The sequence below is a fragment of the Enterobacter sp. WCHEn045836 genome (genome assembly GCF_003965585.1).
GTDB classification, from domain to species: domain Bacteria; phylum Pseudomonadota; class Gammaproteobacteria; order Enterobacterales; family Enterobacteriaceae; genus Enterobacter; species Enterobacter dissolvens.
Genome location: NZ_RXPT01000010.1, coordinates 184,993 through 197,178 on the forward strand (window position 1 = coordinate 184,993; position 12,186 = coordinate 197,178).

The following is a 12,186-nucleotide window of genomic DNA, read 5'->3' on the forward strand; positions in this document are numbered from 1 at the left end:
TAGACCTGTGGGCACGCTCCATATGCCCCTATCATGATGACTCAGCCTGCAGCGACAAGAGCTTCCTTAGCTAAGCGTTGCATGTTTAGCGATCGGGTGCTCAAACCGGCCTTGGTAAACCGGTAGCGCATATATGAGGAAATGTCATCCTCGTGTGAGGAAACGATCAACTGACGATTGCTGAACTCGCAGCGAAGAAGATCAGTCAAAGAGGCAATATTCACCTCATCCAGCGACTGGGATGGATCATCGATCAGGATCAGCGGTACGTTTGAGTAAACTCTATTCAGCGAGAGGAAAAATCCCAGGCTGAGCGCCGATACCTGCCCGGAACTCATCGACAGAATTGCGTCATATTCAGATTTCTCGGCTGTAAGAAACCTGAGCTCTTTACCATCTTTGCTTTCAATAAACAGACCCAAACCACGCTGATAGTTTTGGATAAGCCTTCCGCTATAAATATGGAAAATCAACTCAATTTCAGCAATCGTTTGTTCCGAGTAGCGGCGTTCTGTTTTCTCCAATGTAGCCTTTAGGTTAGTAACCTTACCTTTAGCAATCTGCGCTGCTTTGGTTTCACGCTGAATAACCTGTAGCTCATCAAGGCACTGCTTGAGTCTTACGCTCTGGGCCTCGTTTGCTTTAGCTGCGATATACAGCTCTTTGTCTTTCAGATTCTGAAGTTCAACGATATAAAAGTCCTGCAACTCTTTAAAAGCAAAGGTGATGACATTTCTCCAATCTTGCGGCAAAGGCTCTGTCTCTGCTATTTTCTGGTTTCTGATGAACGCTATCAAAGACTGAGTTCGAGTATCCACTTCTTCATCATTTTCGGAGAACGAATAGTTTAGCTCTCCCCCTAAGGCTTGAAGTCTGGAGGCTAGTTGGTTAATTGCTGGTAACCGTGTTTTATCACGGAGCAGAAAGCTGTGTAGGGCTTGGTTATAACCAACGGATAGTTGCGTTATCCGGCCTTGTATCTGAGAGCCAATTTGAGCAAGTTCCGCAGCCATCAGCCCAGTGAGATTTATTAGGGTCTGACCATCGGTGTTTAGCACGTCATTAATCTGCGTGGTTCGGATCTCAATCTTTTGCAGCATAATATCATGGGAATGCCATTCTGCCCCACACAGTGGGCAATGCTGATCATTGGGATAAAGTTTAGCGTGCTCAGTCACCAGCTCTTTTTTTAGACGATTCAGCTCGGCTGCAGCGTTGGTATTAGAAGCGCTCTGTTGCTGAAGCAAATCACGAGTAACTATTTGTTCAAGAAACAATTTTAAGCGCTCTTGGGGCCATCCAATAAGGCTCTTGGCCTCATCGGCTTTGATGACTGTAGCGCCACGCTTGATAATCCCTCCTTGCTTGAACAGCTGGTTCAATTCTTTTTTGGTGGATTCGAGACCATCCAGTTTGTTCAAATCGTTGCCAAAACGCGCTAGGCTTTTTATGGAGTCCTTGTTAAGTTCAATAAAATTTTCGATCGAGTCATTTTTATCTCTGGTCTGTATTGCACTCTTTAGCAGAACCAATCTTTGAAGACTCTGGATATTCTCAATGTATTCTCTATGAATTTCCGCAGAATAGGTGGGAAATGGGCTCTCTTTATCCCAGCCAGGTTGTAGCACTGCGGTAGAAATTTTTTTATATTCAATTGCTCCTAGGTCAGCTTGAATCATTTCCTTGAGTGAACTGGCCTCTGTTTCTAACCTTGATAAATCTGCAGCACGCTTTGGATCACCAATGAACTTTGTAAGCCGCAAAGCAATAGCTTTACAGCTATCAGTTTCTGCTTTTACATCACTAATATTGAAGAGGTTGTTTAATGCCTCTTTACGTTTGTCTACTCGTGTGTGCAGGAGCTGGTTTTGGCCTTGTTCCAAATAATTCAAATAAGAAAAATTTTCTTTGAAGTTTTTGCCAAAAATCTCCTCAATGATGTTTTCGTTGCGAAGGTTTTCTGCTACATAATCGTTGGACGCGAATTCGGGCAACTCGTAAAGCTTAAGGTGGATAAATTGGTCTGCTCGATTGTTTGATTTCTCGTCAAAGTTTGCTGCAGGAGTATGTCTGGCTAGGGTAAGCTTGTGCAAGCCACTAATAAACTCTATTTTTATAGTCAGGTCATTATTGCCTGAACGGTTATTCCAAAGCAAGTTGTCTTCATAATTCGTTCTTTTACCCATCATTAAAGTTGTAAATAGGTGACAAATTCTTTTTATTCTACCGGTTAGCAATAGTTCAATAGCATCGAATATGCTAGTTTTGCCAAATCCATTGGGTCCATCTAATGTCAAAAGTGATGAACCACCGAAATCCAGATGAATTTTTTTGAAAGCTTTAAAGCTTGAAATCTCAATTTTAGAAATTTGCCAGTTCATCATTAATCAGTTCCTTGATCAAATCCTCTGCATTTAATTGGCCGTTTTTTTGTACCGTTTCATACGTCTTAGTAAGGTCTGCTTCTGCCACAGCCTCTTCAATTTGTAAACGGAGTGGAACTAGTTCCGCTTTGTTAATACTAAGCTCCAAAAAAGGCAGCTTAATGAATATCTTAGCAGCCGCACTGTACTTAGTCGCTGATGTGGGTTCTTTTTTGTAAGCATCGAATTGTTTTTTATCTGAAATCAATTCGTTTAACTTGGTGAAGTTTAGTCCTTTAATGGCTTCAACTTCTGCATCACTATAGTAAAGTACGTATTTTTTGTAGAAATGTGGGTCTTCTTCGATTTCAAAAATCTGCTCTTCATAATTTTTGAATTCGGCCAGCTTGTCAAGGTGATGAATGCAGATTAAATCGCAATTCTTTTTAAATGCTGGATCAGATGTAAATGCCACTGGCGCGGACTGGTTGATGGTTGCGTTAAGATCGCCAGGCTTCATCAAATTATCCAACCTGTGCAAGACTGCAAATCGTACAGCCGTACCGTTCTCTCTAACATAGAAGCTGGTTGTGTCATTCTCATGTATTTTGGAGAAATTGTGTGCATCCAGAGCTTGATGTATGAGGTCAATAATCATTTAAGTCGAGCCTCTGCGTCGTCTTTCGTTAAAATGCTGATGCATAAACTTTTGGTGATGTTGCTGTCGATGCGATTTTGATCGTCAGTGGAGATTATATCGAAGCAGTTTGTATACTTGGTGTCAATTATGAAACTCTCATTAGCCTTGGCTGCAATGAGATTGTTAAATTCGAACAACAGCCTGCCTAGATCATCATTATTTTTTATTTCAGCGATAATTTCGGAGGTACAGTATTTTTTGTCTGTTGGTTCTGGTAAATACAATGCCGTCGGTGCGTAAAACTTATTGTTGCTGTCTAAATAGTGCGGTAGTCGTTTTAAAATTGGTTCAACATTAATGGTGTGCACGAGGTCCGTGTACCGACGTATATCAGAGTTCTGAATGCGTGAAAACTTTTCTGAGGGCTTCATCAGTTGGCAGAGTGTTTTGAAATCGCCACCCTCAGAGCTTCTTATAAGCTCGTAGATATGTCTTGCTCTTTCGTAGGCCGCGTCCGACATACCTAGAAGTGATTCAGCTAGCCTTTCTTCCAAGTGAGTGTATAGGCGCGCCTTTAGCTCGATCGCGTAGTAGTCCTTTCTTTCGTATGGACTCGAATCCGTTATGTCTGCAAGAATACTTTCTGCCGATATGCGGTATTCATAAGCTGCTTTACGTTGAGCATCACCATCATTTTGTATTTTTTTGTGAATTGCTAGCGCATGTGAGCTAATTTTATCTGATAGTAAACAGTAGTTTGCATTTATAAGGTTATCATCAAAAAATATGGCCTGACGGACATAGATTTCTTTAATAAAATCTTTCGTTAGATCTTCTATCCTGTCAAGTTCACAGTGCCGGTGTTCACCATATGGATAGAATTCAACTCGTTCGCGATTCGCATCTATGTAATCACTATGATCGTTTATGGGTTGTGATATATGAAAATATCTTTTGATCCCTGCTATTCTATCCAGTTCTATTGCGGCCGATTTTTCTAAAGCATCCTTATAGTTACTGCGATAATCACCAATTTTTGCTTTAACCTGATGGGCGCTGATGAGTTTATCATCTTTGTAAATTGCGAAATCATCTGTGCTATCCAGTTGTAACTCGAATCCACTATCACCTGCACTAATTAATTTGAGACAATGATAGAGCGCCACTTTACCCTGGTAGACAAATCCGCTCCAGGTGGAAATAGCGCTATGCGGATACTTGCTTACTTCCTCGTCGCTCATGTTGACTCCTTTCACCATACTGTTTGCTGTATTTGGTACAGAAATGATATCACAGCGATATTAACTTTTGGGTTGTCGATAATCGTGCGTCAATGTTCAGCCATGCTAAGTTGATGCCACTAATTCTATAAATTCTTTTACCGACATCAGTTCCTGATGAACATCATGGGGATAGGTTTCCCATAATGGAAAGGGGACTATGAGATTTAGGTGTTTATCTCTCATTTCAGTCAGTTGGGCTTTACTTATGCCGGGTTGTATTGTCACCAGATACTTCGTCTTAAGACGGTCGCCTTCAGCCAGTACCTGACGCCAGCGATCTTTACATGTTGTTTTGGCACCAAGCAGAATTAATTTTTCTGCATCATAATTTTTATCGTGATAAGCATCGAACGAAGGAAAAAGAAAATCTGGTTTTGACTTATTCTCAGTTGTCTTTTTCGATGAACCTTTCTCAAACTTAAGTCCATGTAAATTAAAAAGATGCCCAAGGTGGTTTTCAAATGAGAAACCCATGCGTGATTTTCTGCGATTGTGTACACTTAACGAAAAATCGATGAAGGTATCGACATCACTGCCATCATCTCCAAATCCATGACGCAGACGGTTACTGACGAGATAGCGCTCGTAGGTTCGAAAAATATGTTCTTCTTCGGTGAGCCATTCCATAAGTGCTTCGTCTGGATCCTTCCTGGGATTTGCAGGTTTACGTTTCCGCGCAAGTTCGGAGAATACATGGGATTTAGGGAGACCTTCAGGATAGTGCTCAAGAAGAAAAGCCAACAGTTCCTTGTCGGTTTTTTGTTCAGACTCGAAGCTTATTCCCAATTGTTCAAACAGAGTCTGCACAGGCAGGAGAAGTTTTTTATCGCCTGTGTCAGCCCGGTGGAATGTTTCGTCAAGCTGGCCCGACAATCCAAACAGTTCGCGTAGTTGTGCTTCAATGACAGAGTCAGCCGGAGTGAAACACATCAGGAGTGAGCCGTTAGCCAGCCTTGTAATGAGGAGAAAATCACCTTCATTGATGGATTCAGTAACTGAATTCTCGCGGTAGTAAAGCCGGTACTCGGGAGCGCGGGTCTTTGATTTTCGGCGGACATCGTACCAGGTGACGAGATCATCAGCAATCAATGGCTCACCTGTTTCATCGGTGATATAAACCATTTTGCACATGAGCTCCAGCGTTTCATCTTTCCCAGGGCGTCCCAGTACATCGCCAAACCCCACTTTTACGAGCCCGCCAATTTCATGCTGATGAGAGCGCGTGACTTCGGCATCGACAGCGCTCAGGTACTTTCCGGCAGCGGCCTGAAAGATATCTCTTAGGTTCTGATTCATAAGGGACAATCCTTTATCGAAGAGATACCAATCTACAGGGTTAAGAGAAAAAATAAAACATTAAGGGCAGGTGTTCGCCAGCCCTTAATCATATCAGCCTGCCTTTTGTATTAGCTCATCAGTGCTACTAACCGCTTTCTGAATGTACGGCTTCAGTAGCTTTGCAACGGCCTCAAAGACGGGCACTACAACCGAATTACCAAACTGGCGGTAAGCCTGCGTATCAGAAACAGGAATACGGAATTTGCATTCACCAGGTTTTTCAAAACCCATGAGACGCGCACATTCTCGCGGGGTCAGACGACGGGGACGGTGTTCAAGATTTGTCGCATCGCCAAAATCTTTTTCGCCCTTATCCTTATCCCATCCCCTGTCAATGAGGATCTCTGAGCCGTCTTTGTGATAGCGTGCCGAAAGTGTTCTTGCCACAGCATGACTGTCATCGGGTGACACCAGTCCAAATCCAAAACCATTACCCTTAGCCTGATGTTTTTTCGCGTAATTGTAGAGATATTCCCAGAGCTTGACGGTTAGTATGTATTTTTCATCTACCTCATCATCAAGTAGCTCTCTAAATGCAGGACGAACTGCGGGATAGTATTTCTGAATATCCTGCAGTGAGAAATTTTCTGCCAGTTTGAGATCACGTCGAAAACCAACAAGAACGATACGTTCGCGGTGTTGGGGCAAAAAGTGTTTACCATCGATGATTTTAGGATCTGATGCTCCTGAGCTGTCAACATCGGCGACATCATATCCAAGTTCATCAAGGGTCTGTTGAATCACTTTGAATGTTTTCCCTTTATCGTGGCTCTTCAGGTTTTTCACGTTTTCGAGTACGAAAATTGATGGTTTTTTCACCGCGATGATCCTTGCTACATCAAAGAAGAGTGTTCCCTGAGTTTCGCACTCAAACCCATGTGCCCTGCCGAGTGAATTCTTTTTGCTGACCCCTGCCAGACTGAAAGGCTGACAGGGGAATCCCGCTAGCAGGACATCATGCTGTGGAATATGTTTGTCTATGTTTGCGTAGGCTTCGGACTCCGGGATGTCAGGCTTATCACTTAAGGTGATTTCGCGGATGTCGGAGTTGAATGTATGCTCATTCGGGTCGCTATACCAGTTTGCTTTGTAGGTTCTGACCGCTTGCTCGTTCCATTCGCTGGTGAATACACACTGTCCGCCAATCGCTTCGAAACCACTACGAATACCGCCAATGCCTGCAAAAAGATCGACGAAGCGGAATTCATAATGAGGATGGTGGGCTGGTGGTTCAGGCAAAAGGTTATGAAGCATTTTTACTTCGACTTCAACAAGCTGTTTGGGGGCAGTTTTACCATTTATCCATCGATTAATGGATTCCCTTGTCCAGTCATTATTGCTGACAGAACGTAAGCATTCTGCGACAGTTTTTTGATCATAAATTTCGAGAACCTGCTTCAGAAGGGCAAGGTCTTCGGCCAGACGTAGCTGGGCTGCCTGTTGTGATTCTTCCATTAATTTTCTGACGATAGGCTGCAATTCTTTCATGACATTTATCTTCTGGGTTAAATTAGTGACAGATTAGCACAAAACAATTCCCTGTATATACATCCATAGTGCCATTCGCGAAGCTTTTTCTGAGTAATGAGATGCATAACTATGATGTGCGTGAGGAGACCTTGTGTGATGGAGGGAAACATAATTAATCCATGTATTCATGGTGTTATAGAATATTGAACAGAATGAAATAAACAAAGGACGCCCGACCACAAAGGCTGAGCGTCTTGTTTTTTATCTGAATTATGTAATGATATAACATCAAAAACAAATCACTCTGGCAGAGCACCCGCCAGATTCTTTGCCGAAACACTGCTGGTGGGTTGTTCCGTTGCCGCAGGGGATGGCACCGTAGCCGTCACCATTACAGACGGAGCAGAACCCGGTTGAATGTTTAGAAACGACGACAGCATGATACGTAATGTTTCCGGGCTCGTATTGTCAGCTAACAGAGCCGCCAGCACCGACGGCAACCGACTGTCAATTTCCCCCAGCGCTATACCTGCCAGCAATGCTGTCCGCGATAGTTCACCGCGATCACCCCGATGACGCGTCTCTATCCTTGTATCAGCAAAGCGCTCGCTGGCATGTGTTTCAGGCCGTAGATAAATCAATACTTTTCTGCGAGTCATGACCACCTCCGTTAACCAATGGCTTTCAGTCCGTGCACCAGCGCGAACTGCGGCTCCTGTGCTACAAAGAAACGATCTTCGCGCAGGTTAACATGAGTACGAATGTCATCAGCCAGCAGGCAGGCCCCTCCGCCAACAACCGCAACATGGGTATAGCCTTTGAAGCGATCCATCGCTTCCAGTACCCTCGCACGGTAACGTGCAATACCGCTGTGGATTGCCTGCTTTATGCCATCGACAGCACGCGGATCGTTGATATTGTTCGCTAAGTACGTATCGTCGAAACGATTGATAATCAACCGGTCCACGTTGTAGCGGGACAGCGCCATACCGACTTTACGTAATGCCTGTTGTACCTCGTCGGTCACCAGCGATACACCCAACGCCGGATCGCCATAAATACGCGATACTGAAGACATCTGGCCTGCGACCTGCGAGATATCCAGCGTCGTTCCGCCAAGGTCAATAATCAGTACCGAGTTGGAGGACGAGAGTTGATCGCACAGCGCAATCCCGGCAGGAATGGACTCCGGGCGCACGGTGACGCGGGTGATGGTAAAGACGTGACCGTTATTCAGTACCACAGGTTGCAGCAGGTTCCGTTTCTTACGCTCAATGTTATCAAGCCGGTACTGGGCGTCTTCATCATAGAACTCTGCCAGCGGTAGCGTCACTACGATATCCACGCACTGCGGCGGAAGTCCACTGGTCAGCAGCGCATGCTGCACAGCTACGGCATTGAGCGGGCTGTACTGCCACTCGATATTGCTGGTGGTAAGTGAATCCGGGGAAATCAGGTCAAACGAGTATTTCTCTTCGCCTGCGGTGTAGTTAAACGGCGTACCGTTGCCAAACGTGGCTGACCACCCGCGTTTGAAGCTGTTGGGGCTGATGTGAGTAAATGTTTTGCCGTGCTGCACCCACAGCATTTTGATATGAGTCGAACCGTCGTCGATATAAATGCGCATTTTGCACCTTAGTTGAGTCTTATGTGAGTTGATATTGAGCCCTCCGGCGTTGCCGGACGAGTAAAAGGTGATTATTGAGCCAGAGCTGAGAGCACGATGAGATGAATCAGTGCCAGCAAGTGCTCAATGAGAAAAGTCAGCATTGCCAGTAAGACAAATATGAGAAATCGGTTTATCTGGTTTGTTAGCGAAAACTTTATCAATAGCAGAAATCGGTAAAAAACGGATATATTGGTTATTAGCCAGGTGCATTAGTTAATTTCCTTTTCAGTAATAATCAGGCACTCAATCAGGTAATATATGCCTGAAATGTTTTTCAATTAAATAACCATATATAAATAGCCGTACTGCAATAGATTTATTGCCTCCCCCCGGATAAAATTAATACGTAACAGGCTGAATTAGCATTCATCCCGACTGTATTTCAGCATTTATTTCCTGAACAGGAGCGATATATCTGCCAGTCAGGCTTCAAATGACTGGTGTTTCACGTTCCATCAGCCATTGATCCAGTTCGGCTTCCACCCAGCCTACAGACTGTTGCCCCAGTCGCCGCTGCTTTGGAAAAGTAGCATCGTAGCGTGGTGACTTCGGATCGAGCCAGTCGTAAATAGTCGAACGAGCGATGCCGAGTTTGGCTGTAACTGCACGCATGCGAAGAATCTTCACGGTCGGGGTATGGACGATCATCTTTCTACCTCATTAAACTGTTCGAAATTAAGTTACCTGTTGAATAACGATTCGCCGTTATTCTCCACCTAAGCCAACTGGCTGGTATGCGATGGATTGTAATGAGGTCTAATAGTGTCTAAAATTGGCAGTTATCACTTACTTTTTTTGACACTAACTTATGCCAGCAACAACCCCCTTGCAGAAAGCAGCGTTTGATGCCATCGACAGCCTTCACTTCAGTCAGGTTGTAATGAGTTTCATCTACGGAGAACCCGCTGCAGAGTGGTATCCGCGTATACTTGGCAGAATCAACGGTCTGCTTCAGAAAACAGGGATAACCGGAAAACAGGCTGAGATAACCCGGCACTATCTGCTGGCTGCTCTTGAAATTTACCTGTCTGTTGACAGCAACTATTTTTCTAATATGGATGAACACCATAAAAAAACTGATGCTGGCGGTACGCCTTATAACAGAGCTATGCATGAACAATTTGCTGAACACGCACGAAATTTTAGTATTGCCATGCTGAGCAAGCTTGCTCGCGAAAATGGTGTGGACAGTGATTTCCTTGTTGGGGCAACGGAAGAGTTGATGAATGATAAGGCGCTGGCATTATCAACCATGCCGTATCTAATCAGATACCGCCTAACTGAATGTTGCTTTGCACTGGAATACCCTGATGCGCCTCTAGGTTTTTATCGCGAACTGGCGAGATCTGATGTTATTCCAACTGCAAAATACTCACCTACTGTAGACAAGACCGATAAGGAATCTAACTCGGAACTATCGTTGCTGTTCGTCCGTGTCGGATTGCTGTTTGAGTTTAAAATGCTGCAAAGATCACTGTCAGTAATGATTTCGCTTCAGGAGAACGGCTCTATTGTTTTTCCTGCTCTTGACTCCAGAATGCCTCGTACAGATCGCAAGAATATTGCCGATTACTACAAGAGGATTGTTGATATTTGGTTGCTGGAGGCACAGCCGAATTCTTCTGCATCTTTTAAGTGTAAAGACCGGGTTTCAACAACAGATGCTGAACAGCTCCTTAAAAACATGAGCCGATTTTATTTTCATAAACGAATGTTTGGTGGCACACAGGGAAGCTGGCTGGGTACACTGGGGGCATTTGATATCGAGGTCAGCCGTTGGGAAGAACCAGGGATAGCGATTTATTACGAGATGAATAATAAAAATACAATCTCAGATAAAATAAGCTCAAAGTTTAAGGGATCTGGCTTTAGTATATCAGCAAGAAATTTATATTTACGGCATAAAGTGATAAGAAAAGATAGTTACTCTAAAGTTAGATATTATTGTGGTCTTTTAATGAATCAGCCATGCATGATCCCCTGGCATCTAAATGACAACAGCTATTACGACATGGCTCTGAAATTTGAAGAGGGAGAATAACTACAACGCATTCATGAACCTACCTGTTAATATAACCTTAGTAGGATTTTCATGGTAGTTGTGGTGAACCGGTAATACCCGTAGTTCTGTACCAGTCAAATACGGATGATCAGTAAAGTCAAAAAAAGAAAAGCGCCCCGAAAGGCGCAGAGCGAGTTTATTTTACCGCTGAAAACACGTAATCAGCCCATGCCTGCATCACCGGAATACGCTGCTCCAGTAAATCAGTACGATGGTACGCAGCCTCTACTTTGTTTTTCAGCGTATGCGCCAGTGCCCGTTCGGCTACATCCCGCGATACTCCCTGCTCACTGCACCAGTCCCTGAAACTGGAACGAAATCCATGAGCGGTTGCGAGTCGTCCGGGCGTATCGCTGACAGCCCCTGTTTTACGCAGGAAAGTGGTCATCACCATATCAGACAATACGATCTGTTTTCGCGGTGAGGGGAAGACCAGCTCATCGTGCAAACCCTGCATTTTTTCAAGCACAGCAACAGCCTGCAATGATAATGGGACACGATGCTGAATCCCCGCCTTCATTCTTTCCGGTGGAACAATCCATATTCGCTTGTCCAAATCAACTTCCTGCCAGCGCATACCTCGGGCTTCTCCTGACCTCGCCCCGGTAAGGATCACAATCAGCAACAACGCACGGGTCACGTTATAGCGCTCGTCACTGTAGACTTTCGTCGCCACGTAAAGTGGAACATTTCGCCAGGGCATCGCCGGTTGGTGCTCGGTTCTTACATTAATACCCGCCTGTACCGGCAGTAAATGGTCAACCACATCAACAGGATTGGCAACACAATGCCCGTGAGCCCATCCCCATTGCATCACCGCATGGATTCGCTGTTTTACGCGACTGGCTGTTTCTGCCAGCGTGAGCCACACAGGGCGCAATGTTTCTGCCACATCAGCAGGCGTGATGCGGTCGAGTGGTTTAGTTCCTAATGACGGAAACGCATACTGCTCCAGTGTTGATAGCCACTGCTTTATGTGCTTCTGGTTTTTCCATCCCGGCGAGAGTTCAGCGTGAACCTGACGCGCTGCTGCTTCAAATGTCGGAATAATAACCTTCTCAGCTTCGGCTTTTTTCAACTCAAGCGGATCATCACCAGTCGCCAGTTGTTCGCGCATGGCCTGCGCCATACGTGCTGCTTCCGCGATACCGATTTCGGGATAAGTCCCCAGTCCGGCATTTCGTCTTTTTTGAGTAACAGGACTTACATAGCGTAAAACCCACTTTCCCCTCCCCTTTACTGATGAAGGATGAAGCGTAAGTCCCGTAATTCCGCCATGAGGCAACGGCCTGTCATCAGGTTTAATGTGCCTGGCTTTAGTGTCAGTAAGTAGTGCCATAAAAGGGAAAATCCTGCTGTTT

10 protein-coding genes are annotated in these 12,186 nt (G+C 44.7%); 1 reads left to right on the top strand and 9 read right to left on the bottom strand.

Going from position 1 to position 12,186, the window contains the following annotated elements:
- Positions 1-41: 41 nt before the first annotated feature.
- From EKN38_RS15240 to EKN38_RS15275, 8 genes are all read right to left on the bottom strand, one after another.
- Positions 42-2,384 (bottom strand): AAA family ATPase, encoded by a 2,343-nt coding sequence (locus EKN38_RS15240; RefSeq protein WP_260480562.1) that lies wholly within the window; start codon positions 2,382-2,384, stop codon positions 42-44.
- Complete coding sequence (locus EKN38_RS15245; protein ID WP_126522378.1) at positions 2,362-3,021, bottom strand: ABC-three component system middle component 1; 660 nt, start codon at positions 3,019-3,021, stop codon at positions 2,362-2,364. Before EKN38_RS15245 ends, EKN38_RS15240 begins: the two co-directional genes overlap by 23 nt.
- Entirely contained in the window at positions 3,018-4,244 is a 1,227-nt protein-coding gene (locus EKN38_RS15250; protein WP_126522381.1) for an ABC-three component system protein, read from the bottom strand. The genes EKN38_RS15245 and EKN38_RS15250 overlap by 4 nt, the downstream gene beginning before the upstream one ends.
- Before the next feature lie 105 nt (positions 4,245-4,349).
- Entirely contained in the window at positions 4,350-5,582 is a 1,233-nt protein-coding gene (locus EKN38_RS15255) for a type II restriction endonuclease (protein WP_007374361.1), read from the bottom strand.
- Positions 5,583-5,675: 93 nt separating this feature from the next.
- Positions 5,676-7,112, bottom strand: a complete 1,437-nt coding sequence (locus EKN38_RS15260) for a DNA cytosine methyltransferase (RefSeq protein ID WP_126522384.1) — start codon at positions 7,110-7,112, stop codon at positions 5,676-5,678.
- Between the two features lie 281 nt (positions 7,113-7,393).
- Positions 7,394-7,759 carry a plasmid partitioning/stability family protein gene (locus tag EKN38_RS15265; protein WP_125311891.1) on the bottom strand — a complete coding sequence of 122 codons (366 nt, stop codon included), beginning with the start codon at positions 7,757-7,759 and terminating at the stop codon, positions 7,394-7,396.
- Between the two features lie 5 nt (positions 7,760-7,764).
- Complete coding sequence (gene parM / locus EKN38_RS15270) at positions 7,765-8,721, bottom strand: plasmid segregation protein ParM domain-containing protein (protein ID WP_125311889.1); 957 nt, start codon at positions 8,719-8,721, stop codon at positions 7,765-7,767.
- Positions 8,722-9,192: 471 nt separating this feature from the next.
- The gene (locus EKN38_RS15275) at positions 9,193-9,411 is read right to left on the bottom strand and encodes an AlpA family phage regulatory protein (RefSeq protein WP_125310828.1); all 219 of its coding nucleotides are present in this window, start codon (positions 9,409-9,411) and stop codon (positions 9,193-9,195) included.
- A 160-nt stretch (positions 9,412-9,571) separates the two neighbouring features.
- Here EKN38_RS15275 and EKN38_RS15280 point away from each other — a divergent pair, with 160 nt between their 5' ends.
- Entirely contained in the window at positions 9,572-10,804 is a 1,233-nt protein-coding gene (locus EKN38_RS15280) for a hypothetical protein (RefSeq protein WP_126522386.1), read from the top strand.
- 157 nt (positions 10,805-10,961) lie between these two features.
- Here the strand turns inward: EKN38_RS15280 and EKN38_RS15285 are convergent, their stop codons facing one another.
- Positions 10,962-12,164 (bottom strand): phage integrase central domain-containing protein, encoded by a 1,203-nt coding sequence (locus EKN38_RS15285; protein WP_126522389.1) that lies wholly within the window; start codon positions 12,162-12,164, stop codon positions 10,962-10,964.
- Between the last annotated feature and the right edge of the window lie 22 nt (positions 12,165-12,186).